This window comes from Sphingomonas sp. EU05-FHT14C10 (assembly GCF_058790595.1).
Map to the genome: position 1 here is coordinate 97,399 of NZ_JBYTEN010000008.1, position 25,776 is coordinate 123,174.

At 61.7% G+C, this 25,776-nt stretch carries 28 protein-coding genes; 7 read left to right on the top strand and 21 right to left on the bottom strand.

Annotated elements, in window-relative coordinates:
- Window positions 1-257: 257 nt before the first annotated feature.
- The 13 genes from AC3WT0_RS10215 to AC3WT0_RS10275 form a co-directional block, all read right to left on the bottom strand.
- A complete protein-coding gene (locus tag AC3WT0_RS10215) occupies window positions 258-1,274 on the bottom strand; it encodes a TraU family protein (RefSeq protein WP_492753407.1) in 1,017 nt (338 codons plus the stop codon).
- On the bottom strand, window positions 1,271-1,936 hold the full coding sequence (locus AC3WT0_RS10220; RefSeq protein WP_492753408.1) for a conjugal transfer protein TraW: 666 nt from the start codon (window positions 1,934-1,936) through the stop codon (window positions 1,271-1,273). Before AC3WT0_RS10220 ends, AC3WT0_RS10215 begins: the two co-directional genes overlap by 4 nt.
- Window positions 1,926-2,159: a hypothetical protein gene (locus AC3WT0_RS10225; RefSeq protein WP_492753409.1), complete on the bottom strand. Its 234-nt coding sequence runs from the start codon at window positions 2,157-2,159 to the stop codon at window positions 1,926-1,928. The genes AC3WT0_RS10220 and AC3WT0_RS10225 overlap by 11 nt, the downstream gene beginning before the upstream one ends.
- Entirely contained in the window at window positions 2,156-2,485 is a 330-nt protein-coding gene (locus AC3WT0_RS10230; protein ID WP_492753410.1) for a hypothetical protein, read from the bottom strand. The genes AC3WT0_RS10225 and AC3WT0_RS10230 overlap by 4 nt, the downstream gene beginning before the upstream one ends.
- Window positions 2,482-4,962: a TraC family protein gene (locus tag AC3WT0_RS10235; RefSeq protein WP_492753471.1), complete on the bottom strand. Its 2,481-nt coding sequence runs from the start codon at window positions 4,960-4,962 to the stop codon at window positions 2,482-2,484. Before AC3WT0_RS10235 ends, AC3WT0_RS10230 begins: the two co-directional genes overlap by 4 nt.
- A 38-nt stretch (window positions 4,963-5,000) precedes the next feature.
- On the bottom strand, window positions 5,001-5,618 hold the full coding sequence (locus AC3WT0_RS10240) for a TraV family lipoprotein (RefSeq protein WP_492753411.1): 618 nt from the start codon (window positions 5,616-5,618) through the stop codon (window positions 5,001-5,003).
- A 35-nt stretch (window positions 5,619-5,653) separates the two neighbouring features.
- Complete coding sequence (locus AC3WT0_RS10245) at window positions 5,654-6,955, bottom strand: TraB/VirB10 family protein (protein ID WP_492753412.1); 1,302 nt, start codon at window positions 6,953-6,955, stop codon at window positions 5,654-5,656.
- Complete coding sequence (locus tag AC3WT0_RS10250; RefSeq protein WP_492753413.1) at window positions 6,952-7,749, bottom strand: type-F conjugative transfer system secretin TraK; 798 nt, start codon at window positions 7,747-7,749, stop codon at window positions 6,952-6,954. The genes AC3WT0_RS10245 and AC3WT0_RS10250 overlap by 4 nt, the downstream gene beginning before the upstream one ends.
- On the bottom strand, window positions 7,733-8,365 hold the full coding sequence (locus AC3WT0_RS10255) for a TraE/TraK family type IV conjugative transfer system protein (RefSeq protein WP_492753414.1): 633 nt from the start codon (window positions 8,363-8,365) through the stop codon (window positions 7,733-7,735). Before AC3WT0_RS10255 ends, AC3WT0_RS10250 begins: the two co-directional genes overlap by 17 nt.
- A 5-nt stretch (window positions 8,366-8,370) precedes the next feature.
- Window positions 8,371-8,637, bottom strand: coding sequence for a type IV conjugative transfer system protein TraL (locus tag AC3WT0_RS10260; protein ID WP_492753415.1), 267 nt, complete (start codon window positions 8,635-8,637; stop codon window positions 8,371-8,373).
- A 112-nt stretch (window positions 8,638-8,749) separates the two neighbouring features.
- Window positions 8,750-9,082: a hypothetical protein gene (locus AC3WT0_RS10265; RefSeq protein ID WP_492753472.1), complete on the bottom strand. Its 333-nt coding sequence runs from the start codon at window positions 9,080-9,082 to the stop codon at window positions 8,750-8,752.
- Window positions 9,083-9,305: 223 nt separating this feature from the next.
- Entirely contained in the window at window positions 9,306-10,073 is a 768-nt protein-coding gene (locus tag AC3WT0_RS10270) for a DsbC family protein (RefSeq protein WP_492753416.1), read from the bottom strand.
- Complete coding sequence (locus AC3WT0_RS10275) at window positions 10,057-10,362, bottom strand: hypothetical protein (RefSeq protein ID WP_492753417.1); 306 nt, start codon at window positions 10,360-10,362, stop codon at window positions 10,057-10,059. The genes AC3WT0_RS10270 and AC3WT0_RS10275 overlap by 17 nt, the downstream gene beginning before the upstream one ends.
- Window positions 10,363-10,597: 235 nt before the next feature.
- Between AC3WT0_RS10275 and AC3WT0_RS10280 the strand changes: the two genes are divergently transcribed.
- From AC3WT0_RS10280 to AC3WT0_RS10305, 6 genes are all read left to right on the top strand, one after another.
- On the top strand, window positions 10,598-11,155 hold the full coding sequence (locus AC3WT0_RS10280) for a hypothetical protein (RefSeq protein WP_492753418.1): 558 nt from the start codon (window positions 10,598-10,600) through the stop codon (window positions 11,153-11,155).
- Between the two features lie 137 nt (window positions 11,156-11,292).
- A complete protein-coding gene (locus AC3WT0_RS10285) occupies window positions 11,293-11,712 on the top strand; it encodes a helix-turn-helix domain-containing protein (protein WP_492753419.1) in 420 nt (139 codons plus the stop codon).
- Window positions 11,712-12,335, top strand: a complete 624-nt coding sequence (locus AC3WT0_RS10290; protein WP_492753420.1) for a GntR family transcriptional regulator — start codon at window positions 11,712-11,714, stop codon at window positions 12,333-12,335. Before AC3WT0_RS10285 ends, AC3WT0_RS10290 begins: the two co-directional genes overlap by 1 nt.
- Before the next feature lie 191 nt (window positions 12,336-12,526).
- Window positions 12,527-12,664, top strand: coding sequence for a benenodin family lasso peptide (locus tag AC3WT0_RS10295; protein WP_492753421.1), 138 nt, complete (start codon window positions 12,527-12,529; stop codon window positions 12,662-12,664).
- 66 nt (window positions 12,665-12,730) lie between these two features.
- Window positions 12,731-13,390, top strand: coding sequence for a lasso peptide biosynthesis B2 protein (locus AC3WT0_RS10300; RefSeq protein ID WP_492753422.1), 660 nt, complete (start codon window positions 12,731-12,733; stop codon window positions 13,388-13,390).
- Window positions 13,391-13,407: 17 nt separating this feature from the next.
- Window positions 13,408-15,162, top strand: coding sequence for an asparagine synthase-related protein (locus AC3WT0_RS10305; RefSeq protein ID WP_492753423.1), 1,755 nt, complete (start codon window positions 13,408-13,410; stop codon window positions 15,160-15,162).
- Here the strand turns inward: AC3WT0_RS10305 and AC3WT0_RS10310 are convergent.
- The 8 genes from AC3WT0_RS10310 to AC3WT0_RS10345 form a co-directional block, all read right to left on the bottom strand.
- On the bottom strand, window positions 15,146-17,257 hold the full coding sequence (locus tag AC3WT0_RS10310) for an Atxe2 family lasso peptide isopeptidase (RefSeq protein WP_492753424.1): 2,112 nt from the start codon (window positions 17,255-17,257) through the stop codon (window positions 15,146-15,148). The genes AC3WT0_RS10305 and AC3WT0_RS10310 overlap by 17 nt on opposite strands.
- Window positions 17,257-19,803, bottom strand: a complete 2,547-nt coding sequence (locus AC3WT0_RS10315; protein WP_492753425.1) for a TonB-dependent receptor domain-containing protein — start codon at window positions 19,801-19,803, stop codon at window positions 17,257-17,259. The genes AC3WT0_RS10310 and AC3WT0_RS10315 overlap by 1 nt, the downstream gene beginning before the upstream one ends.
- Window positions 19,804-19,963: 160 nt before the next feature.
- Window positions 19,964-21,022: a FecR family protein gene (locus AC3WT0_RS10320; protein ID WP_492753426.1), complete on the bottom strand. Its 1,059-nt coding sequence runs from the start codon at window positions 21,020-21,022 to the stop codon at window positions 19,964-19,966.
- Window positions 21,015-21,596: an RNA polymerase sigma factor gene (locus AC3WT0_RS10325; protein WP_492753427.1), complete on the bottom strand. Its 582-nt coding sequence runs from the start codon at window positions 21,594-21,596 to the stop codon at window positions 21,015-21,017. The genes AC3WT0_RS10320 and AC3WT0_RS10325 overlap by 8 nt, the downstream gene beginning before the upstream one ends.
- Window positions 21,597-21,829: 233 nt before the next feature.
- Window positions 21,830-22,189, bottom strand: a complete 360-nt coding sequence (locus AC3WT0_RS10330) for a hypothetical protein (RefSeq protein ID WP_492753428.1) — start codon at window positions 22,187-22,189, stop codon at window positions 21,830-21,832.
- Window positions 22,190-22,240: 51 nt separating this feature from the next.
- The gene (locus AC3WT0_RS10335) at window positions 22,241-23,152 is read right to left on the bottom strand and encodes a phytanoyl-CoA dioxygenase family protein (RefSeq protein ID WP_492753429.1); all 912 of its coding nucleotides are present in this window, start codon (window positions 23,150-23,152) and stop codon (window positions 22,241-22,243) included.
- Window positions 23,153-23,162: 10 nt separating this feature from the next.
- A complete protein-coding gene (locus tag AC3WT0_RS10340) occupies window positions 23,163-23,789 on the bottom strand; it encodes an acyl-homoserine-lactone synthase (protein WP_492753430.1) in 627 nt (208 codons plus the stop codon).
- Window positions 23,790-23,867: 78 nt separating this feature from the next.
- Window positions 23,868-24,626 carry a helix-turn-helix transcriptional regulator gene (locus AC3WT0_RS10345; protein ID WP_492753431.1) on the bottom strand — a complete coding sequence of 253 codons (759 nt, stop codon included), beginning with the start codon at window positions 24,624-24,626 and terminating at the stop codon, window positions 23,868-23,870.
- A 229-nt stretch (window positions 24,627-24,855) separates the two neighbouring features.
- On the opposite strand from AC3WT0_RS10345, the gene AC3WT0_RS10350 reads away from it, so the two are divergent.
- The gene (locus tag AC3WT0_RS10350) at window positions 24,856-25,767 is read left to right on the top strand and encodes a DUF7146 domain-containing protein (protein ID WP_492753433.1); all 912 of its coding nucleotides are present in this window, start codon (window positions 24,856-24,858) and stop codon (window positions 25,765-25,767) included.
- The last annotated feature ends 9 nt before the right edge of the window (window positions 25,768-25,776 follow it).

The window sequence follows — 25,776 nt, forward strand, 5'->3', positions numbered from 1 at the left end:
GAGCACAGACGGAGATGAAACCAGGGTGGCCAGCGCGGCTGCGAGAACGGTTCGGGCGGAGAGGATACGCCCGAGCCGCCGGGGGAGCGCCGCAACCGCGCTGGCCGGGGGTGGAGCGGCGCCAAGGGGGCTTGTCGGCGCCGCTCCCGTCCCGCGCAGCCACCGGCGGCCGTAAGGGCCTTGGCGGGTTGACCTCCGATCCAGGTCGGCGGCTTGCACGGGGCGTTCTTGAATGGCTTTGGGGGAAAGCTCGTCTGTCATGGCACCGGAATCCCGGCGCAGCAGATCACCTTTTCGAAGAGCATGAATTGGGCATTGTCCTTGCCGGGCGCGTGCTTGCCGCTCGACCAGAGCGCGCCGGGCCGCCCGATATTGACGCACTTGCCGCCCTTCACCGGCTCCATGATCTGGAGCTTGTATCGGCTCTTGGTCCAGATCGGCTGAGGGATGAACGAGCAGCCATCGGCCGAACTGATCGTGAGCGCCCCCAAGCGTCCCATCATGAAGGTGCCGCGCGCGGCAAGCCCGGCCCAGGCCTCGACGCTGTCGTCGAAATGGATGTCGCCAGCGATCGGATAGGTCGCGCCCCAGCTTCCCATGCACCAGAAGAGCGGGTCGATGACCTTGCCGGCTGCCGCCGCCGCACTGTCGCCCATGCAGGCGAGACCCGCGGCGGGATTACCGAACAATATGCCTTCAGGCTGGATGATCGCACCCAGCGTTCCCGACTGCCAGGTCGGCAGCACCTCGGTGATGAGCGCGACGTCGAACCCGTCATTTTCGAGGCAGGGCAAATCCGTGAACATGTCGAGCATCGCCCAGACCGGTGAGATATAATAGTGCATCTGCGCGAACATCTTGCGCGTGTTGGTCCCGTCCGAGATCGACGACTGGCTGCCCTGGAGCTTGCCGCCGGTCGGCATAAGGTCGGCGCCGAGCGCCATCATGCAGCCCGGCTCGGTCACCACATCGACCATGCGGTTGGGGCTCCAGTAGGAGACCTTCACCCCGAACCAGAACTGGACACCCTTGCGACATGCGCAGAGCGGCTTCGAAGCGGACTGCGCATCGAGCGCCTTGTCGAGCTTGTCGAAGCTGCCGACCCTCACGCCGCCGACCGTGATCGGAAAGATGCAGGTCCAGCGAACCTTGGTGATGGGGTTGAAGACTGTTCCGGCCTCGCATTTCGAGGCATAGGCCTCGCCGGGCCAGGCGAGCATCATGCCGAGCCCGAGGAGGACGCCGATCAGGAAGATGGGGAGCCGCCGCGTCATTGGGCTGCTCCCTTCACGAGCGTCCGGCTTTTCGGCCCATATTCGGTCAAGACCAGCTTCGGGCCGGTCTGGGAGACGATCACCGGCGCCACGGTGAGCCCGAGACGTTCCTTCACCCGCTCTTCGAGAATGTAGATCGCGCGTCCGGTCTTTTCGGTGAGATCGATAGCGTCGCCATTTTGCGTGCCCAGCGCCGTCAGCAGGATGAAATCGCTTGGTCGCGCGATATTGAGCGCCCAGCCAAGATCGCGCGGATGCACGACGACGAGGCGCTGGGGCATTTGCACATAAGTGAGCGGGTTGAAGGTGAAGCCCTTGGGGTAGAGCAATTTCCCGTCCGGCAGCCTGATGTCGAATTCGAGCGTGTAGAAGGGCACGACCGAACGCACGCGATCGGCGGTCGCCGCGGCCAGCGGAGCGGCCTTGAGAGCGCTCCATTGGCTGCGCGGCCCATAGGCCTTGCTCATGTCGCGCGGCAGCGTCGCCACCTTCGCCTCGATCTCTTCGAGCGCATCGCGCTCGGCGATCGCCCAGGTGCGCCCGATGGTGGCGCTGGAGCCATTGGTCCCGGCGGCCGCACCGATGCCCGCGCTCAGCGCCAGGACGCCTGCCATGCTCGTGGCGGCAAGGACGGACCCTTGCGGCAAACGGCTAACGTGCATGGCGGCGCCTCCAATGATGGGGCGGAGGATCCGGCAAGCCGATCACGGCGGTCAGCAGCGCGAGCGCCGACAGGCTCGTGATGAACCAAATGAGCGCTCGTACCGCGCCCTCTAGGTCGGGCATCAGAAGCAGCAGCGCGGACTGCACGATCGAAAGCAGGCTTCCGCCAAGGCTCAAGCGAATCGCGGACTGGGAGGGACATGTCGAGAGCAGGCCGGTCATGATGCCCTCCGGCGCCGCAGGCGCGTGACGAGCTTGGCCGCGGAAGCGGAGAGGCCGAGCAGCAGCAGTCCGGTTGCGAAGCAGGATGCCGCGACCAGGACGGACGCGCGCAGCACCATCATGGTCGGCTGATTGAGCATCAGCCCGGCGACAAGGACGAGCAGCCCCATCATGAGCGTCTCGATCGCGATCAGACGGAAACGCCAGCGGAAGGACTCCGCCTCGAACCGCTCGGCAAGGCGGGCTTCCACCAACCGGTCGATCTCGGCCTCGTCCGGCCACTCGATCGTCAGTTGGCCCGGATGGTGATTGCTCGGGCGTCTCATCGTCCGCTCTCCGCCGCGGCTCGGAGATGCCCTGGCCCGAGGATTTCTTGCTGGTCGACGCCGGCGAGACGGCAGACGGCTTCAAGCGGCGAGAGACCCTGCCGCATCAGCGCCTCGAAAGCCGCCACTTCGTCGGGAGCCGAGGTGTTGATCCAGTAGGAAAAGGGATCGACGACAAGGCGGGCGATGCCGAGCCCCAATGGCGAATCGATAAAGACTTCGGAATAGTTCGGCTTGGAATTGCGGACCGATTTCAGAAGATCGAGGACGAACCCCGAATAATCGAGAATCTTGTTCTCAACCGCGCGGTCATAGGTCGAACCCTGGAGCAGGAAGCGGGTCGCGGCATTTTCGAGGATCACCTGGCCCGTGCCACCGAAGAGCATGAGGTCGTTCATGCTCTGCAGGACGATGCCGAAGGACCCGCGATATTTGCGCGCGCGGCGGTAGCCTTGGCCGAAGGCTTCCGCGAGGCGTGAAAGATCCTGGCCCTCGGTCCGTGTCATGAACTGGGCCGCCTCGTCGCACAGGACAAAGCGCGGGCGGTCGCGGGCCGAGAGGTACAGCTCCTGCGTGACCGCGTTCACCACCACCATGACGATGACGTTGAACAGGTCGGGCATTGCCTTGAGGCGTTCGAGCTCAAGCACCACGAATTCGTCGGCGCGGATGTCGAGGGTCGAGGGACCGTTGAAATAATGGCCGTAGGCCCCTTCCGACCCGAAATCGCGCAGATTGAAAGCGAGTTCGCGCGCCGTCGGAACGAGGTGCTCGACCCGATCGAGCTCGCTGCCCGCATGTGCCGGATAGGTGCCGAGCCATTCCCGCACGGCGTCGATGCCATGATCCGCGCGGCCGGTATCGATCGTCCACTGGACGGCGGATTTGAGAAGATTCCATTCCGACGTCGTGACGCCCTTGCGCGTCGATGCATTGGCCATCTCAGCGACGATCGCGACCGCCATGGTGATCGCCGACTGCTTGTCGTCGCCGTCGAGTGCGAGGCCCATGTCGAATGGGTTGAGGACCAGATGCTCCTCCCCGATATCGATGTAGCGGCCGGAGCAGAGGGTGCAGAGCTTCCTGTAGCTGCCGCCGATGTCGATGATGCGGATGAGCGCGCCGCAGGCGAAATATTGCTGGCACAGATTGTTGAGGAGGAAGCTCTTGCCAGCGCCACTTTCGGCCGAAACGATGAAGTTGTAATTGTTGATGCGCGGATCGAAGAGATCGAGCGTGATCAGCTGGCCCTTGCGGCCGGTATAAAGGAGCGCCGGGCGCCCGCCTCCGGCGAAATCGGTCTGGATCGGCGCCATCAGCACGGCCGCCTTCACCGGCATCCGGAAATCCCGCTCAAGCATCCGCAGCATGGTGCGGTCGGGATAGAGGCCGAAGGGCAGGCTCATCACCAGCAGCGTCGGGTTGAGATAGCTTTCCTCCTGCATGGAGAAGGGCAGGGGCTCGCCCTCCCACAGCCGTTTGGCGCGCGCCGCGAGTTCGCGCGCATGGGCGCGATCGCGGCCGAACACCCAGACCGTAGGGATCACGCGCACGAACTTGGAATTGCCGGCTTCATCGAGGATCCACCCGATCTCCTCGATCTGCTTGCCCACCTCGACCGCGAAACTGCCCGCCGCCTTCTGCGCAGAGAGGATCTGTGCGCGCTTGTGGATTTCGAATTGCGAGTGATCGAACAGGACATTGAGCGTGTAGAGAAACGGCCCGCCGATCTGGTCGCTGTCTTCGGACGAGCCCCGCATGCCGCCGAGCAGCCGATTGGCGCGCTCGGCCGTGATCCGCCGGGCGGGCGCCTTGGGCGTGAGGCAACGTGCGACCTGGTTGCCGAGGAATACCTCGGGTCCTTCGAACAACAGATCGGGTCCGGCATCGATGATCTGTTTCGCGATCGGCGGCGCCCCGATCGTCGTACCATCGGCGAAGACGCCCGGCGCAGGACTGGCAACCCCGTTGAAGACGCGCCGATAGAAGGCGACCATTTCTTCCGGTTCAAGCCTGCGAATGCCAAGCTTGGAAAGTTGCTCCTCCACCTGCCGGCGCAGATCCTCGCCGAGCGGACGGCGTGTCTTGATCGAAAGCAGCGTGCGGAAGTTTCGCACCGGTATGTCGTGCAGGGCTTTCAAGCCATGGCGACCGCGGCTCAGATATTCATGCGTGCGGCGCGCGGAGGCCTGAATCAGCGGATCGTCGCGGGTTTTCATGTCGAGAAAGGCGTCGAGCGCATCGTCGATCAACGGATCGGCGAAGGTATGGAGCTGCAGGACGGTCCCATCGGGAAAATGGATGTTGAGTAGCCCCTGGAGCGCGCCCTGAACATGGGCGAACATATATGCCGTTGGCAGCACCTCCCAGGCATGACCCCAGCTGTCATCGATGCAGAGGAAGGCTTCGGTCTCGGGATCCCAGGCGACCAGCGGAAGAAAGTCCGAATAGCTGTCGCGCCGCACGGCGCTCCGCATGCGCCCATAGCTGAGCCCATTGCGAGACGCTGTGCCGATCACTTGCGCGGCTCCTGCTCAGTAACCTGAGCACCTTCCGGCGCATCAGCGACTGCGGAGGCGGCAGGCTCCTTGATTTGGCCCAAGACGGGTGCGCGTTCGGCTCTGCTCGGTGGCGCGACCAGCGTGCCGCCGACGACCCAGACGGGCCGGTCGACGATCGAATAGACATAACGGGGCATGTAGAGCCGGTCCGGCCGCTGCCGGTCGGCATAGGGAAGGATCAGGGTACGGACCGTTCGCGCCGGCTTGAGCATCGGCGTGACGGGGGCATCGATCAGTCCCTTGAGCTCGCGGAAGACACTATCCTTGTAGCTGCCATAGGCATTGGCATCCGCCCTGGATCGGCTCCGCCGGCCGCTATTTTCGACAGCCGTGCCGCGCAGCATGCGCTTGTCGTTGGTGACCGCCGGATCCGACTTCGACGCGACGCCGGCAACAGCATCTTCGTAAGCTTTCTCCGGGTGGATACACTGGCCGTGGTCATCATTCTTGCACGAGAATTTCTCGGAATAGGGCGACATGAGCGATCCCATCGTCGCGCAACCCGAAAGACCGAGCAGTGTCGTGGCAGCGAGGATCCCGCACATGGCGAGGCGTGATGCCTGGATCGGCATGATGAACGCTCCTTGAGATGAGGTTGTCCGGCGCATCAGAACTTGGCTCCGACCGACGGCTTGATCTCGAGGGCGAGGCCCTCCTGGATGACGACGACCACGTCCTTCGCCGCGCCGACCTCCACGACCGGGCCGGCCTGTCGCGCGAGGTCGAGATAGAAGTCGGTGAGCTTGTCGGAGGAGCGCGACAGGCCGCCTGCAATGCCCGTTTTCGCGGCATCGCCCGCATCGAGCGTCCGGACGCTGCCGAGCGCCGAGGTCGACACATTGCCGAACGTGCCTTCCACGCTCTGGGAAATCCCGGCGATCGTGCCGGCAATGAAGGATCGCGCGAGCGTCGCACCGGCGCGCGTCACCACCTTGCCGGAAAGCCCCTTCTTCCCATCGGCATCGACGAAGAAGCCCTTGATGGGCTGGTCGACAACCGCATGCTCGTCGAAATCCACGCAGGAGATCGACACGAGCTGGATCTCGACCCGCTCCTTGGCCAGACTGCCGGTGGCGTTGCCAATGACGAAGCAGCCCGCGAGATTGGCTTTCACGTCATTGGGAAGCACTGCAGGCGCCTGGACCCGGGCAATGATCGGCTCGGGATTATTGGTCGCGTCCCGGCTCGCCAGCGCGTCGATGCCGGTCAGCAGCCTGGCCTTCATGAAACCAGGTGGCAAATAGATCGTCCGATTGGGCTTTTTTGATCGTGCCCCGCCGGCCGCGCCTCCTTCCGCTGCAACCGCGGTCGTCGCTGCGCCGATGGCGCCGATCTGCCGTTCGGTTGGCGGTGCCGGCGGGGCAGGGGGCGCCGATGGTGCCACCGGTGGCGGAGGCAGTTGCCCGGCTTCGGCCTGTGCTTCGGCCGGCGCCGGAGGATAAGACGGCGCATCACCGGGAAGCGCGGGCGGGAGCCCATCCTCCGTTGGCTGCATGCCGGACTTCGGACCGCCCGAGCCGGGCACGACGCGACCTTCCTCGATCGCGGTCACACGGTCGCCGAGCAGTGATTGTCCGTCGAGGATCTTCTGAAGATCGCCGCGCAGCTTGACCTCGAGACTGTCGCCGCGCAGCCCGGCGCCCATGTCGAGCTTGGAAGCTTCAGGGGGCTTCGGCGCCTCCTGGGTGCCGCTCGTGCTCGCCGTGTAGAGGCCATAGCCCAACACAGCGATCGTCGTGACGACACCGAGCTGCTTCGCGCGCAGCTTCTGGTCGGAGGTCAAACGTTCCCACTGGGCGCGCAGGTCGAGCAGAGCCGGCCGATCTTCACGCTGCGTGGAATCCTCATGTGCATGGGCAGGCGAGATTGGGCCGGATTCGACTGCTTGGGGATCGGTGGTGCCGGTCATTGTCCGGCACTCCGGCGCACCACGATCAGTCGCGCGCTCTCACCTTGCCCGAGCGTCAGCCGATCGAGCGTCACCGAGAAGATATCGGATCCAAGGGCGCTGTCGAGGAAATCGCGTTCGTCGAGCGTGACCGGGGCCGCCGCGCGAACGAGATATTCGCTCGCGGAAAGGCCGGCGCCCTCGATCTCGAGACGCCTGCGCTCGACGAGCGACACGGCGGGCAGATCAGCGATGATCACGCGAGCGCTGCCTGGGGCGACTTCGGCGAATGATGCCGGTACCCGGTCCTGCAGGATCGCGAGAGCGATCCCGACAGCGCGTTCTTCCTCGACCAACGGTCCCAGCAGCGCCTCGTTGGCGCGAGCCCGTTGCGGGCTGCCCGGCATCAGGGTTACGGTCTGGGCAGGGATGTCCGAGGGCTCGGCATAGAGCGGGTAGATTGAACCATTGCAGGCGACGAAGAATTCCGAAGGCGTTGTCACATAGGTCCGAGTCTTGGCGCCGGCCCCACCGATGTTTGGATCGTCGGTCTCGAGCACGAGGAACTTGACCCAGGCATCCGATCCGCCGCGTTCGACCGAGAGACCCTTTTCGGCGGAGAATTTGACATCCTCGATGTCGCCGCCGACGCAGACGACATGATTGACGTCGCGGTTGGAGAGCCTGATCCGACTGGTCTGATCGGGGAGCGCTGCGATCGATTGAGCGAAGGCCGGCGAGGACGACAGCAGGATGCCCAGCAGGCAGGCAAGCCCCAGTGGACGGATATGACTCCGATTACCGAATCTCGGCATTGAAATTCTCCTCCTGAAGGGCGGTCAGCCAGAAGCGGCCATTCTCGACCGCGTAGCGGATGCGCAGATTTCCCCGGAATTTGCGGATCACACCGCCGATCACGCGCACCTTCTCGACGGGCACCACGATCTCGGACGCGGTGTAGGTGACGGGCTGGTCGCTGCGGATATAGGTGGCGATCGAGAGCGTCGGATTGTTATTGAGCTCGTCCAGCAGCCGATTGAGACTGTCGCGCAGCGCATTGTAGGCGCTGGGATGGACAAGGGTCAGCAGTTCCTGGAACTGCCGGTCGGCGGAATAGGCCGAATAGGTGCCGGCCAGGCTGACGACGTTGAAGGTGATGGTGCGCAAATAGGTCTGCGACGGCCTGTTGCCGGTCACATAGAGATCGCCGCCCGATCCGAAGGGCACGATCACCGTTCGCTGGTTCTGGTTCGAGGTATAGAGTACCGTGCCGAGCACGGCGGTGATCCCGAACAGCCCGGCAAAGGCGAATTTGAGCAGCCGGTTCTCTTCGAAGAGATTGGCAGAGCCCTGCAGATAGCGGTGCAGATGCCAGCTGGGGCGCACATCCCCGATCAGGTCGGGCGTATTGCGTCGAAATGGATTTCCCATCGGCTCTACTCGAAGAAGCGGGTCTGGGTCGGACCCGGATAGTGGCGGAAGCGGGTGAGGCCCCAGCGCCAGGCCAGATGCGGGATGAACCCGCGCGGCTTGGTGCGCTTCCAGGGAATGAAGAGGAGAAGGACGCCGATGAGCGCCCAGCCGATGATCCCGCCGACGATGACCGCGACGAAGATCGTGGCTATCACGACGATGAACTCCTGACTGTCGAACCAGAGGATCTGGACCGGCCGGTGCAGGAACTGCGGCAGACGTTCGTCCAACGCCCTTCTCCCTTGCTTCATCACGCGTCGGCGTGACTTCCGAGAGGTGACCATCACCCCCCGTCTCGAAAGGCGGCCGCTTGCCGGAAGCTCCGGCGCGGCGCCCAAGGCTTCAGATCACCATGCCGAAGGTCTGGAGGATCGAATCCGCCTTGATCAGGCAGACCGCCGCCACGATCGTCGGGATGCCGATCATGATGTTGGAAAACAGGCGCGAGACGCCGAACAGGAAGGCGGCGACGCCACCGACGAAGCCGAGCGGACCCTTGACCCCCTGGTTTACGACGATGTCGTAGATGTCGTAGCCGAGATCGCCGGCGGCGGGCGCCTGGAAGGCATGGGCGACGCCGCTTGCCGCGATTGCGGCCAGGAGGAAAAGGACAGCCGCGTCGATCGTGCGGAACGTCCGTCGCGCCAGAAAACTGAACGCGGGCAAAGTGAACATTGATGGTCTCCTTGGAATGGGAGCCGTCCGCTTCATGCCTGCCGGCAGCGATGAAGATCGTGTCCGGCCGGCGGCGACGCTGGACGGCTCCAGGAGGAGCGCGGCCGCCGGCATCCCGGTCCTCGCATCGCCCGCCGCATGCTCGTGTGAGCGGCTGTTCCGGGTGACGGCGAGACCCGCCAGTACGGTGGTTACAGAGGGTGCGGCCGCCGCCATGCGACGATCAGCGGCGCGCATCGGCGTTTTCCCTCTTCTGTTCGAGGAACGCCTCGAGTTCGGCCTGCTGGAAGCCCGATATGAGCTTCCCGTCCACGAACAGCGTCGGCGTGCCGGATATGCCCATCTTGCGGACGGTTTCGGCATCCCGGGCGACCTTCTCGGCGCCCGCGCGGCACTTGGCCAGCACCGCTGGCCTGGCGCCGGTGTACATCGCCCTGAAGGTCGCTGTCTGATCGTCCGAGCAGAGAATATGCTCGGCCTTGGCCGCCGCATCGGGATGGATGCCGCTCACGAAATAAATCAGGCGCTGGACCGGCTTGCCCTCCGCGGCTTTGGCGGTCCAGAAGCGTTCGAGCGCCTGGCAATAGGGGCAATCGGGATCGGTGAACTCGATCACCTTTGGCGCGCCTGTCGGACCGATGACAAGGGCATCGGCAGGATTGACGGCGCCGAGGCGCTTGCGAGCGCTCGCATCCTGCGCCAGCGCCGTCACATTGACCCCGTTCTTGTCGTAGATGGCGGCAAAGAGCAGATGTTCGCTCTCCGGAGCGAAATAGATGACTCGTCCGCCTGCAATCGCCTGATATATTGGCCCCTTCACAGGCGCCGGACCGAAATCCTCGAACTGCAGGTTGGTGAAGGTCTGGCGCAGTTGGCGCTGGGCGTCTTGTGCGGCCGTTTCGAGAGTCCCCTGCTGGGTTTCATTCTGAGCGAGAGCGGGCGTCGCGACGGCGAGCAGGGCCGTTGCCACCAGTTCAACGGCGCGGGGCATGAGAAACCTCCACCTTGGCAAGAGGTGACCGCGCGACGATCCCGGTGTCGATCTTGTGCGAGGTTCCGATTGCGATCGTGGAGAGGACGGGCGCCTGGTCGGTCGCCCTCAGGCCAGGGTGCGTTCGGATCGAATAGCCCTGATCGTCTTGAACGACGGCAAGGCGGTTGCGCATATCGCACGGATAGCCCTCGGCATCGGGACGGTAATCCTGGGCCTGGGCCTGGAAGGCGATGAGCCCGAGCGACAGCGTCGCGATGAGGCCGGACAAAGGGCGTGGCAAATTCATGAGACGCGTCTCCTCGTGGCGCGGTGCCGCGCGTTGCTTCGGTTGTTGGAGGTGCGGGTCGAGCGTTGCCGGGCGTTAGCTAAGGTCGCCGACCACGTTCGATCCGGTGTGGCAGCAGCAATGCCGATGTCCCGAATTGCCCGCAATAGGGAGGGCACTGAAGTGCCGAACCGGCGAGAGAAAGCTCAGAAGTTTATGATTGGAGTATTGAAGACAGATAATCTTCGCGATGCGCATGAAACGGACCAAAGCGGCATTTCATTGCCGCTTGGGGCAATTTGAAAGGAAAACAGGCGCATTTTCGGAACCGAGACGGTGGCCGATCCCCGTTGGGAAGGAGGTAGAAGGCGCAATGGGCAGACCGACACGCAGCTTCAAGCTCCGGCTCTCACCCGCCGGCGTGGATCTTCTTATCGACTCACATTGCCACCTAATTCGAACGACCCGCTGCCTCATTGCCTGGGGGACGACGCTGCATGTCGCGGTCAACTATCTCGACACCGTTCCGGCGAGCGCATTGGTCGCGCAACTGGAGGAATTGCGGGAGGCAAGGCTGAGCGGTAGCGAAGAGCATCATGTCGGTGCGTCCCACCGCCTTTGGGATGTCGCATCCAATATTGCCGATCGGCTGCGCTGCGCCATGCCGGATCGGGCGCCGCCAACGCTGGGAACAATCTACATCCTCGCACTCCGGCAGCTCACGCTCGCCGATGGCGCGGACCTCCTCGCCGCATTCGATCGCGCGCAGGGGCCGGTCAAAAGGATCGGCGTCTGCCCAACCGCAGATAGCTGAGCGATTTCAAGCGGCTGCAATGGACAGATCCCGACAGAATGGCCGAGGTTCCGTTTGACAGTGGTGGTATGCACACCTAGCTTTTGCTCTGCACAATGGCCTTGGCGGGCAGTATCTCCCGTAAAGGAGACGCGGAAATGTCGCTTGAATGCGCGGCGTCCGTTGCTGAAAGCCCGCTCTCGTACGTCAAATTGCAGTCGGGACGGCAGATCGAAGAAGCACGGAAGCGCGAAGGCATAACACAGCGCCAATTGGCGATGGACCTCGGAATGGGGGTTCGCTGGCTGCGCGAGATCGAGTCTGGCAACCCCAAGTCCAAACTCGACGATCATCTGCTCTGCACCTATCGGCTTGGCCTTTCGACTGGCCATATCTTGATCCCGCTGCTGTTCGCGGGACAGCGCATGTCCTTCCCAAAGCAGCTCGCCATGGGCGACCTTTGCGATCTCGAGAGGTTGTGCATCGAGGTCATCGCCGAGCGGAATCTCAGCCAACTCACCACAGCGTTGACGCCTCGCTGGCGATCACCCCAGTTTGCGGCCGGAGCGAGCCTTTGATGGCGGCGATGGATCCGCTGCTTCAGGAACGCGTCTATCACGCGCTGAAGGCCGACTATTTGGCTGGGACGTTCGTTCCCGGACGGCGGCTTGACATTCAAGAGCTCGCAATGCGGCACAGGGCAAGCAAGACGCCGGTGCGGGAGGCAGCCTGCATCATGGTTGGGCAAGGCCTTCTGGTGCATCACCCTGACGGCGGCTTTACCGTCCCGGTTGATGAACCGAGAGACATCATTGATCTGTACGATTGCCATATGCAGATGATATTGGGCGTCATTTCCGGGCTGAAAGAATCTGCGGTTCGCCGCACCTTGCTCCGGTTCGCGGACGTCATCATCGTTCCGACTGCCATCGACATGGCTCAGCTTACGACCGAGATATTCGTGGCGCTCTCGGCGGACACCGGCAATCGCCGGTTGGCTGCAGATGTTCGCCGCACGAATGAACGATTGCACTATGTGCGAATCGCGGAACCATTCAGTTCGTCAACTGCCGTCAGGGAATTGCAAAATTTCATAAATGCGGACGTGAAGGATATCCACAAGAGCATGCGGAGACGCGTTGAATCTTATCATCTGCGGAGAATTGACCGCCTGAAGAGCTCGGGCGTATTTGCGCCCTGACCGCCGTGCTGGTGGAATATCCCATAATCCCAAGTGATTGTTGAAACACAGCTGTATCTGTGTTTCGCCCCATTGCGTTCGTGGCGGATACCACGCCAATTTGGCGGGGAATATCCTCGCCAGCATGGTGCCGCTCCACGCTATTTTCGCGTTGTCGCAACTTCTTGCGGCGAAACACGAGGAGTAATCCCATGCAGCGCAATGACGAAAATCGTGATGACCATCTGATCGACCTGGGTGCGATCGTCGACGAGACAAAGGGCAGCGCCCAGAACTTCAACGATCAGGACATCGGTCAGCGTCTGGTTCCCGGACTCGGCATCGACTGACGTCTCACTTCGCGGCGCGTGCCGATCCGGTACGCGCCGCACTTACATCCGGGGCGTGCGCGAACGATGGCTTACGCATTGAAAGGGGATCTGAGCTTCTGTGATTGCGGCGACCGTCTCGTTTTTATCAATGTCGCAACAGGCAGGTATTTCTGTCTTCCTCAAGATTGGGAGTCCGACTTTCGGAGTTTATCGTCGCCCGAATTTCCTGACAGACATCCAACCTTACGCCTTGATAATTTGATCAAGGCCGGAATCTTGGAACGAGTGGAGGTTGGAACTCAGATCGAGCCCACGAAAGTGCCGCGGCCGAGCGCCCAAATACTTCCTGATCCACGCCGCGCTTCCTTGACGGTCTGCTGCCAATCCATCGCAGCCCAGTTATGGTCAACAGCCATTTTGCGGACGCAGTCATTCGGCTCTGTCGTTGCGACACTCTCTCGCCGAAAGGAGAGCGTGGAGACGTGGCCCGAGCCCCATGTCGGAGCCGAGGCGATCGCGGACGGCTTTTCGCGATCGGCGCTGCTCTTCAGTCCCGCCGACCGGTGCCTTCCCAGGTCGATCGCATTTTTCAAGCTTTGCCAGCGCCGTAAAATCCCGACCGCGCTAGTGCTTGGCGTGCGCATCAACCCCTTCACCGCTCATTGCTGGGTCCAGAGCGACACACATGTGCTCAACGACAGCGTTGAGAACATACGCCTGTTCACGCCGATCCTCGCGGTCTGAACCCGATGGCATACGCGTTGATCATCGCAGCCGAGCCCTCCATCAGGGAGCGGGCAGTCGAACGGGTTTGCGCCAAGACGAAGCTGAGCGTGGTTTGGACCTCCGATACTGCGGTGGTTCTCTCGTCAGAAAGGCTGAACGTTTTTGACCTCGGTAATGGCGAGGGCGTCATCATCGGGACCCTCTTTGAAAAACATGGTCCTCCATCGAAGATGACATCGCTCGATGCTACACGGGAAAAGGCGATCCTGGCTTCGAACGGGGTCGCGCTGATCGAGCGGTACTGGGGCGCATATGTCGCCTATCATGGCGGGAGGGAGCCTTCGGTTCTGCGGGACCCTTCGGGCGGATTGGCCTGCTATTGGGTCCACCAACCGGAGATGACGATCTTTGTCTCTAACGTCTCCTTGATTTATGCGGCGCTTGCATCACGCGCCGAGATCGATTGGGACTGCCTTGCCTGGCAGCTCTGGAGCGCGGGGCTTCCGGCTCCCGCAACCGCGCTCAAGAATGTACGGGAAGTGCTCCCCGGTACTCAGGTTTCCAGTGTCGAGAAATCGTCATGCACGAAACCCATGTGGAACCCTTGGGACTTTGCGCGCCCTTTGCCGGGCCGACCGCCGTCCGAGTCGATCGAACTGCTGCGTCGAGCGGTGACTTTGTCGATCTCCGCATGGGCCTCGCTATTCAATAAGGTATTGCTCGGCGTGTCGGGAGGTCTGGACTCATCCATCGTCGCGGCTTGCCTGAAGCGAAGTAGGGCCGAACTCCACTGCTTGACGATGGCGACCAATGATCCGGACGGTGACGAGCGCGATCCCGCGAGGATACTTTGCTCTCATCTCGGCGTCCCTCTGTACGAATCCTTCTATCGCCTCGAGGATGTCGATCTCGGCAAATCGACAGTTGCACATTTGCCGCGGCCAATCGGGAGAAGCCTTGCCCAGGCATTCGACGCAGAATTCATTCGGATCGCACAGGCTCACTCAATCCCGGCATTTTTTACTGGCAATGGCGGCGATAATGTCTTCGGCTATTCCCAGTCAGCGACCGCGATCTTGGACCGATTGCTCGGTGAAGGCCCCAGTTGCGATCTTCTCCGGACGATTGGCGACATATGCCGACTGAATGGGTGCAGCGTCTGGCAAGCCCTGCGCGCAGCCTCGCGCGTCGCTCTGTCGCGGCGCCGATCCTATTCCTGGCGGCCTGATGCCCGGCTGTTGGACCCACAGCGCTGCGCTGATTTTGCCGAAAAGGGATTTTCCCATCCGTGGCTAACTGCGCCTTCAGGCGCTCTACCGGGTAAATCCGCACATATTGCCTCCCTCCTGCGCGCCCAGCAAAGCCTCGGTTGCTCGCAGCGGAGCACATACGCACCGATCATCGACCCCCTCATGGCACAACCAATCATGGAGGCTTGCCTGGGAATTCAGAGCTGGGAGTGGTGCGATGGTGGTATGAACAGGTCAGTCGCGAGGCAGGCTTTCACGCCTGACCTACCCGAGGTCCTAATATCGAGGCGCACGAAGGGTGGCCCGGATGCCTTCGGCTCTCAGATCATTGAGCACCGCCGAGCCGAAATCCGAGATCGATTGCTAGACGGCCGGCTTGCCAAGCACGGCGTCATTGACGGACGCGCTCTCGAACAAACTTTGTCCGATGCTGGGCCGAATATTGGCATCGAACAGGTGAAGATACTCCATCTGGTTGATGCCGAAGCCTGGGCCGCATCTTGGGATGGCGGATCGGTTCATGTCAGTGAAGTGTTTTAGACATTTCTTTAAGCGTTTCCCATCGGTCAAATTCCGCTCTGCGCTCGCTATGCGCCCCTCTCTTGCCTTGCAGCCAGAAGACGAACCAATCGACGCTCCGCTCATAAATCGCCAGCCGATGCGCTGGCTGCCATTTGACGTGCTGCTCGTCGGGAAAGACATACATCTCGATCGGAGCATCCACCTCGCGAAGAGCGGTGAAGCTCTCGAGCGAACTCATATATTCCATGTCAGCAACCTGGAGCAGAATCGGAACGCGAATTTTCGCCGCGTTGCGCGCAAGCGAAATTTGCGACCAGAAGAAAGCCGCTTCATCAACGAGGCGAGGGTAACCCTGAGCTCTGAAATCGCGCATCGCGCCTGAGCCGACGCGAAGCGGCAATGAAGGATCCCAGCAGCATTGGCTCATGGCGGCCACCGCGAAGGTATTGCTATGTAAAAGCGCGAACTGAACCGTGGACGCTCCGTCGCTGAACCCCGTTATGCCGATCCGTTTAGGATCGGCCACGCCGCGAGCGACAAGCATGGCGACACCAGTCTCGACCGTGGACAGGGCGCTCTTCCTGTCCGCAAAATCCTCCAGATTGAGCCTTTCTGCCTCGTTGATCGACTTTGCGCCGCGTATGAGACCGATATCGCGCGGCCTGCTGACGCTCAGCACGGCGAAGCCCAGATTAGCGAACCGTTGAATGGGATATTCGTCACCTGTGCCGCCACGCAGAAAACCGCGCGTATCATATTGAACGACAATCAGCGGATAGCTCTGGCCCATTCGATACTCGACGGGAAGCACGAGATCTCCAAGACTTTCTATCCCGAAGCCGTTTTTCCAATGCAGACGCTCAATCTGGCCGAGACGAAGTGATTGGAATTCCGGGTTAGGATTGAACAGCACACGAAGCTTGCCGCTGGATAGCGAGATTTCGACAATCTCGCGCGGTCGTATCGATCCCTCGCGCACGCAAATAAGTGAAATGCTTGTCGTTTTGCAATCGGCCAGAATGTCGTCGGTCGAGAAAATGCGCCGAGGCGCCCCCTGGTCGGGCATCCATGCGTAGATCGCAGTTGAAGCCGAAGCCCATCCCTCTCGTCGCATGAAGAAGACCACATTTCCGGCAGCGGACCAGAAGACCGAGACCAGCCTGCCGGCACAAGCGGGAGCAGTGCAGGGATAATCCATCCCACGGCCGTTATCCGCAACCAGCGATGTCACAAGCGGAAGTGCCTGGTCCTTGGGAACCATGATCCGAGCATTCCATCCGAGCACAGAACGCGCCATTGCAAGCGTTCCTGGTATCGCTGGAGATCTGTTGGTGAGTAGCTGAATCTCCGCGATGCTGCTTTCTCGGCTCTTGCCGGACGCCAGCTCGATCGTCGAGTAGGATAGGGGGACGGGAGTCCTGGGAAAAGGACGATTGCTCGATGCAGGTGCATAGCGATCATCGTACAAAAAACCGGTTCGCCCTTCCCGATCGATCTGGGCGAGCGCGGTCACAAGGGCGTGCCGGGTACTGTAGACGATGAAGCGCCCATCCGACGATATCACAAAATCCTCCACGTCGGCGGTCGCATGGGTCAAAGGCTTGCTGATGCCCGTCGCGACATTCGCCACCCAGACCTGCGCAGTTCCCGCGAGGTGTTTGAGATATGCGATCTGCCGCCCATCCGGCAGCCAATGCGGTGTGATGACCTTCGCAATGCCGGTGGGAAAGTCTGCTTTGCCTCGAAAATCATAGGTGGCCCTTATCAAAGTGCCTACGTCATCGATGATCTTGGGAACACCGGCGCGCTTCAGCGGGACCACGATCAAAGCCTGACAATAATTGTTCCTTTCAACGTTTGCCTGCCGCAACACGAAGGCGATGCTCAGCTTGTCCGGTGACAGGCTAAACATCGGCGCCTGGGACATTTCTCCGTTAGACCCGATATCCCTCAGACGGAGGAGGTCGGCGCTTTGCAGGGGACGAGGGATTGATATTTGCCGTTGTGGCGGAACCATTCCCTCGCAGGACGCAGCCTTTGACTGCGGGGCCCAAGCGCCGACGAGTAGCAGCAATGCGGCGGCGCCGATGCGCCGCCGGTCCATCCCAAACATCACCAGGACTTGATAAGAGTCAGGCTGACAATGCGTCCGACGACGGAGTAATTGCTCGAGTCATAGGGCGGATCAGCCGGGTTTGTATTTGTGATCGTCGCCGGCTTTTCATTGAATATGTTCAGCAAACTCAGCGTTACGTCGATGCCGCTAAAAAGGCCATTGGTTGCGGTGGACTTGATCCGCCCAACCAGGTCGACGGAGGTGAACGAGCCGACGTGAGGAGAGGGGACATACCGATTATCGGTCGTTCCGCCGATGTAGCTCACAAATCCCGACAGAGTGACATTGGCATGTTCCCAATTGCTGCCCGCGCGCCAGCGCAAATGCGGCGGATTGAAAATGAGGCCTGCAAGCTGGACCGTCGGTTGCCCTTCGCTCAATTGTTGCTCGCTCTTGAGGTAGCTTGCCGACGCCGACAAACTCAGCTGATCGCCGTTTTCGAAGTGCGTGCGATACTCGGCTGAAAGATCGATCCCCTGGACCTTTTGGACAGCGGCATTTTGCAGCGATGCGTCGAGATAGCCTCCGACATTGGCCGGATCATAGGGTTGTCCCGTCGCGTTTGACAGTCCCTGCGGTAGGCGAGCGATCTGGTCCGCCAGGAACTGCGACGATGGATTCAAGAGGATATAGGCGCTGTATATCGGATCCGAGAAGGCCTGAAAGAGGTTGTTTCCCAGCGGCTGGACGACACGGTCAGTGTAGTTGACGTGGAAATAGCTCGCCTGGAGCGTCAGACCGGGTAGAAATTTTGGTTCCACCTCCAATGTGGCGGTCCAAGTCGTAGCTTTTTCGGGCTTCAAATTGTCATTGCCGCCCGCAGCTACGAACACCGTTTTCGTGGATGCAGCTCCCGGAAAGATGGACCCCGGAAACAGCACGCCCTGTCGGACTTGGAATTCCTGATAGAGCGTCTGTGCCTTGAACGCACGGCCCCAGGCGCTTCGGAGCGTCACACCTGGGAAGGGGCGATAGATGACGCCAAATTTGGGAGTGAAGAGGTCGGCTACATCCTTGTAATTTTCGTAGCGAAGAGCAGCACTTACCGAAAGCTCATCTATAAGCGGGACGGCGTCAGCGCTGTCGACGAACGGCAGGGATGCTTCCGCAAACGCATAATAGACCTGGCGTGCCTTGTTGAAATTGGTCGTGGTAGCCGTGACGCCGGTGGAACTCACCGTCGTGACCCGCGCACCGAGGCCCGCCTCGCGGAAACCGCCGCCGATCGCGAGGCGGGCCGTGCCACCCGGCAGGCTGAATGTAGGTCCCTCGGCGGATGCCTCGATCGATTTCAATCGGTTATCGTAGTCAATATTGCCGGATAAGGTCTGTACCCCGGCAGCATATCGGCGTGAGAACACATGATTGTTGCTCTCCGAATATGTCCCCGACAGGCTTGCCTGCCAATTGGCGGGCAAAGAAATCTCCAGCGACGGGGAAACAGAGAAGGATTGAACATGAGGATGCGAGATCAGACCGTTCGTCTCGGCGTTTGACGTTATCAGGAAAGGCTGAACCCGCCTGGTCTTGCGATCATTGAACTGGCCATCGAGCTTCAGCTCTACACCCTCAGCGAGACTTTGATGCCCGGCGACAAGAACGCCCACCTGCCTTTGGCCTGGCAACAAGCTCGCCGAGTCGTCCAGAATTCGCGTATAATCCCGGTTGCGCGCCGTGATCGGTGTATTTTTGCTATAGTCGATACTGGCGAAGAAGCCCCCTCCGGCCCAAGTCGAACCGCCGAGAATGCCATATTGTTGTTGCTCGTTGCCTCCGTCCGTCGATGCACCGAACCGAGCGCTTGTCAAAAGTCCGTCATAGTCCTTGCGAAGAATCACATTGGCGACACCGCCGACCGCATCCGAGCCATAAAGAGCCGAGGCTCCGTCCGCGACCAACTCGATGCGGTCGATCGCAGCGACCGGAATTTGCGATATGTCCACGCCTTGACTGAGGCTGTCATAGGCGACGCGGTGGCCGTTTATGAGTGTGAGGGTAGCCGAGGGGCCGAGACCACGCAGGTTCAGCGTTGACGAACCACTGATGTTTTCGTTTCCACCCTGATTTCCGCCTCCGGCAACGCCGGGATTCTGCCCGCCTGAGAAATTTTGCGGAAGACTGCGAATGAATTCGCCAAGGTCCGTTTGCCCTGCACTGAGCAACTCGTCACGACGGCGGACGATCGTGGGGGATGCAGGTGGAGCGCCCCTGATGCGCGATCCCGTAACCACGATCTCCGGACTGTCCGCCGAACGGCTATCTACCGCGCCCGGCGGCTCCGATCGCCCCCGGATGAGGATCACATCCTTTCTGAACTCGGCCGCGAGGCCGCTTCCCGCTATAAGGGCACGAACGGCGTCGTCGGCGCTATAGGTCCCACGAAGCGGCGGAGCACGCTTGCCGCTGACCGCCTCGGCACTGAAGATTATCTCGCGGCCCGACTGGCGGCTGACGCGGCGTAGCGCGTCACCGAGATCCCCGCCCTCAATGCTATAGTCCTGGGTGAGTCCGCCTTGCGCCTGCGCAGGTGTGGCAACGGCCATGACACCCATTGCCACTGCCGCGAGTAGATGATTCCGAGCCTGGCTACGCATAAACCCCATGACTTGCCCCCTTGTAATTCCGCCATTTTGGCGGGACTTTCAGAGGGCATCGCAACAAAAGTGCAATCTACGGGGTCGGTCTTCCAAATTTTTTATCGGATCATCGGGCGCGAAGCACAATTTCATTCTGCCGGGTTCGATCGACTTGAAGATCGAACAGCGCCGCAAGCCGGTCCGCGACCTGTTCCGGGTCATCCACCCGGAATCGTCCCGAGACGGTCAACGCTCCCACGGCCGGATCGGCGATGCGGATCGGAAGCGTTGATCCCCGGTTCGCCTCGGCGACCACCGCCGACAGCGAAGCCTTGTCGAATTCCTGCACTGCAGGGATTTGCGGCATCGAAGCGATCAATTCGGTTCCCGGCGACTTGCTCGGTGTGGCGAGGTCGGGGAACGTCGCACGGCCGAAGCTCAATTCCTCACCGGGGACCAGACGGGTTATAGCTTGGGCAACGGTCCTGCGATCACCTGTGCCGGTGGCTGGCCGCTCCACATCCACCGCGCCGCGCAGCAGCCGCACGGTCACCAGCTGGTCGCGGTTGATGATGACATCGAAGATGGTTCCCCGCGCAGTCACGCTTCCATCGCCGGCAAATACGATGAATGGTCGGCCATCATGCGCGACGTCGAAGCGGGCGCGCCCGCGTTCGAGACGCAGCTCGCGCCGCTTTGGGTCGAAACGGGCGCTGAGCGCGCCGCCGTCGTCCAGCGTCACAAGCGAGCCGTCGGAAAGCCGGATCGTCCGGCGGGCGCCATCCGCCGTCCAGCGCTCATTCCCCGCTGAGGCGATGACAGATGACGCCGGCGTTCCTTCGCTCAGGCCAACGAAAGAGCTGAGGAAATCCCTGCCGAACCATGCGCTGGCTCCGACCACCAGCAGAAGGCTCGCCGCCAGCGCGTAGCCGCGCCAACGGGCAGGGGCGTCCGCTTCGTCGTGGGATGCCGCTTCCGCTTCATGTTCGAGAAATCGCCCCATGGCGAAAATCTCGCCTGCGCGGTTATAGGCCGAAAGATGCACCGCTCCGAGCGCAAGCCAGGCCTCGAAGGCAGGGCGATACTGTTCTGCGTCGGGGCCGCGCATGCGCGCAAACCAGAGGGAGGCTTCCTCCAGCAGTTGGTCCTGTCGGCCCATGTCGTCGGGACTGCCGCGATCAACCATCAGTGCTGATACTCTTGCCGATCCGGATGATGGCCTGCGCCACATGCCATTCCACTGTACGGATACTGATGCCAAGCTGCTCAGCGATCTGCTTGTATCCCAGATCATCCCCTCGATGTAGCAAATAGACCTCGCGTGTTTTTGGCGGGAGGGCGTCTACGGCCGCTCGATACCTCTCCCGCATTTCGCTTATCTCAGCAGCCGTGTCCGGGCCAAGCGGTTCACATTCGACCGCGAAATCGAGCGGGTCAACCGATCGCATTCTGACCCAATTCCGCACGCGATCGGCCAGCAGATGTCGGACGATCCCCTGCAGATAGGCGCCAGGATTATAGCGCGCGGCGCCCGATGTGGAGGCCGCAAGCCGCGCAAAGGCTTCCTGGACGATATCGTTCCGTTCGTCCTCAAGCCAGATCTTGCGCTTGAGCAGCTGCCTGAGCCTCGGTGCCTCGAGCCGGTAAACGGCGTCGAGTTGCTCGCGATCGATTCCGCCGCCAGCCGCACGGTGCTGGCCACCATCTGACCGGAGCATGGCTTCAAGAAATGCCCCGAACGGGCGCACGATCACGTGCACCGGCGAATGCTTTCGAAAATGCTGTCACGACAGGACCACCCATTGGGGGCGGGCTTCAATATCCAATGCGTGTGCCCAGCCTTCATGGATGGGCGCCTGTCATGCCTGGTAGGTCAATCCTGCAGGCGGTCCCCGGCCTCATCATCCGCGCTGCCTGCAAAATGTGCATTACATCGCTTCCGGTTGCAAGCCGTCATGACGAGACCGCCGCTGGTGCGGGCGCCTCCCTCTTCTCAGCATATATGGCCCGGCGGCCGGCCATGCAGTTCAGAGCCCGACAGCAACTCGACCAACCTGTCGAAAAAGCCATTGAGCCGTTCGATCGCCTCTGGAGCCAGTTCGACGTTGATACGGCGGCCGTCAAATGGATCGCGCGAGCGGAGCAGCAAGCCGCGCTCGACCATGCGGTGAATGATCCGCTGGCAATTGCGCTCGGACGCATCTGACGCCGCGCAAAGACTCGTCAGCGATCTCGGCTGCCGGTCCTTGCGCATATAGAGGTCGAGCAGCATGTCGAGCGCAGGCATCGAGAAGAGATCGCGGCCGAACTGATGGGAAATCAGACGGTGTGCGCGGGCGGCCAGGCTGATCATCACACATCGGTCGAACGTCGCACTGACGCGGGGCAGGTCGCAGGACATAGGTCACCTGTCCGACTGAACGGTGAGGTTCGCCGGAAGCGCACCTGCGTAGAATTGCGCGATAAGGGCTTCCTGTTCGGGCCGAAGCGCATCGACCGCGCCAACCGTTTCGGGTCGGTCGGCGTCGAGGAGCATCGAGGGGCAGCGGCCCTCGAAGGTTCCGAGATTGGGCCGGTGGGCACGGTAGCCCGCCAAAGCAGCAAGCCCGGCCGGGAAGTGCCTGGCGATCTCTGGCGGATAGGCGAGCCACGGCAATTCATAGGGTTTGAGCCATCCCAGGCTGTAGCTGACGATCATGCCTCGCCGAGGCGATTGCGTCAGGTTCGCCCCCCCGCCGTGCAAGGTTGAGCCCAGGAACAGGAGAGCGGAACCAGGTTCCATCTCGGCGGTGATCGCTTCCGCGGGGTCAATCAGAATCTCATCTTGGCGCCGGTGACTGCCCGGCCATAGGCGCGTGGCGCCATTGGCCGCGGTGTAGGGCGTGAACGGCCACATCACGTTGACGAGATATTCGACACCGGGAACGCGGACCGGCCACATGTCCTGATCGCGGTGCGGCGGCTGAATGCGCCCGCCGGGCAAAATCTCGATCGCCTGGGTCAAGTTCAACTGGATGGAGTCGCAGCCCGATCCCAGGATGCTTTCCACGACGCCCAGAACCAGCGGATGCCGGACGAAGCCGTCCATATGGGGCGAACGGCGGAGCAGGCTGTGAAAGCGCTTCGTCCATTCGCCGTAAAAGGCTCCCGACGCGCGAGGCGCATTCGTAAAATCCTCCGCGAGATCCGCATGAAGGGCCTCGACCATGCCAGCCGGCACCGCATCGGGGACGATGCAATATCCGTCCGCCATAAGCGCTGCTACCCACGGCATGGCCAGCCTGTCTTCCGCGTCGGAGATCGTATCGATGAACATGGACGCCTCCCTATGCGGCAATTGGTGACGCGGCGTCGCCGAGCTGGAGCCGAACGGGCGCGTAGTTGCCCGCCTCGCGGAGCAGATCGATCGTTCGGCCGGAGATATGGATCTGCAAGGCGCCAGTCATGGCACCATCGATCAACCTTGGATCACCCAAAGGATCGCAGCTCCAGCCGAGCGTCAGGATCTGCGTGAGCCATCCAGAATCGGCGACGCAAACGAAGCGATCGATGCCGAAGAGCAATGCGAACTGGACGGCCGCCGTCGTCAGGCGATTGCGGACGCGCAACCGCTCAGCTGCACGCAATCGCGGCGACAGGCATCCGCGGGTGATTTCCCAGATGCCGGGCCCGCTTGGCGGCGATCCGTCACACAGATGCGGGAAGACCGATCCGAGCAGATGCGGCTGCTCGGTGGGCAGCAGGCGGATCGAGCCGAAATGCTCGCCATTGTCGCCGGCGCTGATCAGATAAACGGCATGCTCGCCGTCGAACTGATCGACCTCATATTGCCCATCAACGACCGGCACATTCCACTTGCGCATGTCGACGAACACGCGCTTGCGGTCGCGATGCATATTGTCGAGCGCCGGCGATAAACCCGGGCCAGCATGGCCCGTATAATATTGGATCATGGAGCTTTCTCCCGCTACTTGGCGGAAGAACAGCTCAATCAAACATCAACCGGTCGCCACCCGCTGATCAGCGGGTTGTCAGCGGCCGAACACCTCATCGTAGGAGATCTGGCCGTCAAACAGGGCGCGAGCGATCAGCAGCGGCCGCTGGGCATTGCCATAAGCCCTCCGGACGTTCTCGACATGCTCGTGCGCCGTCTTCGCCGAGATGCCCAGCAACGTCCCGATCTCGGAATCGCCTTTGCCGCGCGCCACCAGGACAAGTGAGTCCCGCTGGCGCTCGGTCAGCGCCGGCACCTCATTTCGGGGCTCGATATGCGCGCGGCGCGCTCGCATGATGCGCCGCGCGGTTTCGAACGCATAGGGGCCGATCATGTTTGCTAGCAGAAGCGCATTGGGCCGAAGGCGTTCGAGCGTATCGGCGCCAAAAGAGCAGGTGCCGCGGTATTCGCCGGGCACATGCACGGGAATGGTATAGCCTTCGCTCAGGCCATAGGGCCGAGCGGCACTAAGGATAGTCCGCTGCTTGTCTGTCAGCCGGATCATCCCCGGGACGTCCGACCAAAGGAACCCCGTTGCGGTGCGTGTACTGGCGCGATGTACAGGATCATGCACGAAATAGCCCTCGCCGAGCGACTGGTCGATCCATCCGGGATGATAGTTGGTAACCCGAATCGCATCTTGCGGCGGTCCGATCAGATCAACATGATGGCCCATCGCGAATTGGCGAAATCCAAGATTGACGGCGCAGCGTTCCAAATGAACGAATAGTTCTTCTTCGTTATGGGCGCTGATGAAGCCATTAATCATTATCTTGAAGCTGAAACGTCTTGTCATGAGATGCTCCTTCTCGTGAAGGAGCGAGAATCGCACTTTGCCTGTCGCCTTCTTGTAACATCTTGCCCTGAAATCGCGCCGGACCCCTGAGCATCCATTTTGGTGCAATTTCACCAGTTGTTGTTGCCCGAGTGAGCCGGCCCGACCGGTTTCGGGGCTGGAACCGGAGTGGGGAGGGGGCGGGGAACAGCGCCAATGATCGGCTCTTCCCGGCAACGGACTCCTCTCCATGAACATCCCAACGCGGAATCTTCCTCTTGAAACCGCAGCGGCCCAGATCGTCAAAAAACTCGGCGGTGTCTGGCGGCCGAGCGGTGGCATGTGTCATTGCCCTGCCCATGATGATCGCACGCCCAGCCTGTCGGTGCGGGTGGGAGACCGCAGCCTGCTCTTCAAATGTTTCGCCGGCTGCACCGGGCTCGAAATCCTGCGCGCGGTCCGGCGCTTGAAACTGGACGTTCCGGTTGACGATGAGGCCGTGGTTCAACCCCGTCGCGGGCGCGACTTCGCATTGGCCGAACGCGCCCGCGCTATCTGGTGCGACGCCGCCCCCATAATCGGAACCCCCGCCGAGGCATATCTTGCCGCACGAGGAATAATCCGTTCGTCGCCTGCGCTGCGCTTTCATCCCCGTACGCCGCTGGGCAAGGGACGGACAGCATCATTCAGACCCGCGATGATCGCGGCCGTCCACGACGACACAGGCATCATCGCGATCCAGCGGATATTCCTCGATCGCGATCAACCGCGTCTCGCCCCCGATCTCGCCAAAGCGAAGCTCGCCCTTGGCAGGCCGCTCACGGGTGCCGTTCGGCTCCATCGGGCAGGCGCTTGCCTGGGGCTTGCCGAGGGCGTCGAAACCGCGCAGTCCGCGGCCATGCTGCTCGGCATTCCGGTATGGGCAACGCTCGGAAACGAACGTCTTGCCCGCGTAACAATTCCCGCCGGTGTCGATCGCCTCGTGCTTTTGCCCGACAATGATCCGGGCGGACGCCGCGCCGCGAAACTGGCCCGAGGCGCATATGCATGCAAGGGCAGGGTGATCGAGACGATGTTCCCCTGGTACGGGCTCAACGACTGGAACGACGTGCTGCGGCGGGAAGGGGAGAAGGGAAGGAGCCGGTTGCGGCAAGCGGCCTGAAGGTCAGGC

Bases quoted from the DNA above. Each gene is read 5' to 3' on its own strand.
- AC3WT0_RS10225 (WP_492753409.1), bottom strand. From the start codon at position 2,159: ATGACCGGCCTGCTCTCGACATGTCCCTCCCAGTCCGCGATTCGCTTG.
- AC3WT0_RS10240 (WP_492753411.1), bottom strand. From the start codon at position 5,618: ATGCCGATCCAGGCATCACGCCTCGCCATGTGCGGGATCCTCGCTGCC.
- AC3WT0_RS10230 (WP_492753410.1), bottom strand. From the start codon at position 2,485: ATGAGACGCCCGAGCAATCACCATCCGGGCCAACTGACGATCGAGTGG.
- AC3WT0_RS10340 (WP_492753430.1), bottom strand. From the start codon at position 23,789: ATGATCCAATATTATACGGGCCATGCTGGCCCGGGTTTATCGCCGGCG.
- AC3WT0_RS10265 (WP_492753472.1), bottom strand. From the start codon at position 9,082: ATGTTCACTTTGCCCGCGTTCAGTTTTCTGGCGCGACGGACGTTCCGC.
- AC3WT0_RS10310 (WP_492753424.1), bottom strand. From the start codon at position 17,257: ATGTTTGGGATGGACCGGCGGCGCATCGGCGCCGCCGCATTGCTGCTA.
- AC3WT0_RS10215 (WP_492753407.1), bottom strand. From the start codon at position 1,274: ATGACGCGGCGGCTCCCCATCTTCCTGATCGGCGTCCTCCTCGGGCTC.
- AC3WT0_RS10270 (WP_492753416.1), bottom strand. From the start codon at position 10,073: ATGCCCCGCGCCGTTGAACTGGTGGCAACGGCCCTGCTCGCCGTCGCG.
- AC3WT0_RS10335 (WP_492753429.1), bottom strand. From the start codon at position 23,152: ATGTTCATCGATACGATCTCCGACGCGGAAGACAGGCTGGCCATGCCG.
- AC3WT0_RS10275 (WP_492753417.1), bottom strand. From the start codon at position 10,362: ATGAATTTGCCACGCCCTTTGTCCGGCCTCATCGCGACGCTGTCGCTC.
- AC3WT0_RS10235 (WP_492753471.1), bottom strand. From the start codon at position 4,962: ATGCGGAGCGCCGTGCGGCGCGACAGCTATTCGGACTTTCTTCCGCTG.
- AC3WT0_RS10295 (WP_492753421.1), top strand. From the start codon at position 12,527: ATGCAGCGCAATGACGAAAATCGTGATGACCATCTGATCGACCTGGGT.
- AC3WT0_RS10220 (WP_492753408.1), bottom strand. From the start codon at position 1,936: ATGCACGTTAGCCGTTTGCCGCAAGGGTCCGTCCTTGCCGCCACGAGC.
- AC3WT0_RS10300 (WP_492753422.1), top strand. From the start codon at position 12,731: ATGGCTTACGCATTGAAAGGGGATCTGAGCTTCTGTGATTGCGGCGAC.
- AC3WT0_RS10290 (WP_492753420.1), top strand. From the start codon at position 11,712: ATGGCGGCGATGGATCCGCTGCTTCAGGAACGCGTCTATCACGCGCTG.
- AC3WT0_RS10285 (WP_492753419.1), top strand. From the start codon at position 11,293: ATGTCGCTTGAATGCGCGGCGTCCGTTGCTGAAAGCCCGCTCTCGTAC.
- AC3WT0_RS10315 (WP_492753425.1), bottom strand. From the start codon at position 19,803: ATGGCCGTTGCCACACCTGCGCAGGCGCAAGGCGGACTCACCCAGGAC.
- AC3WT0_RS10320 (WP_492753426.1), bottom strand. From the start codon at position 21,022: ATGGTTGATCGCGGCAGTCCCGACGACATGGGCCGACAGGACCAACTG.
- AC3WT0_RS10250 (WP_492753413.1), bottom strand. From the start codon at position 7,749: ATGCCGAGATTCGGTAATCGGAGTCATATCCGTCCACTGGGGCTTGCC.
- AC3WT0_RS10350 (WP_492753433.1), top strand. From the start codon at position 24,856: ATGAACATCCCAACGCGGAATCTTCCTCTTGAAACCGCAGCGGCCCAG.
- AC3WT0_RS10245 (WP_492753412.1), bottom strand. From the start codon at position 6,955: ATGACCGGCACCACCGATCCCCAAGCAGTCGAATCCGGCCCAATCTCG.
- AC3WT0_RS10330 (WP_492753428.1), bottom strand. From the start codon at position 22,189: ATGATCAGCCTGGCCGCCCGCGCACACCGTCTGATTTCCCATCAGTTC.
- AC3WT0_RS10345 (WP_492753431.1), bottom strand. From the start codon at position 24,626: ATGACAAGACGTTTCAGCTTCAAGATAATGATTAATGGCTTCATCAGC.
- AC3WT0_RS10255 (WP_492753414.1), bottom strand. From the start codon at position 8,365: ATGGGAAATCCATTTCGACGCAATACGCCCGACCTGATCGGGGATGTG.
- AC3WT0_RS10280 (WP_492753418.1), top strand. From the start codon at position 10,598: ATGAAACGGACCAAAGCGGCATTTCATTGCCGCTTGGGGCAATTTGAA.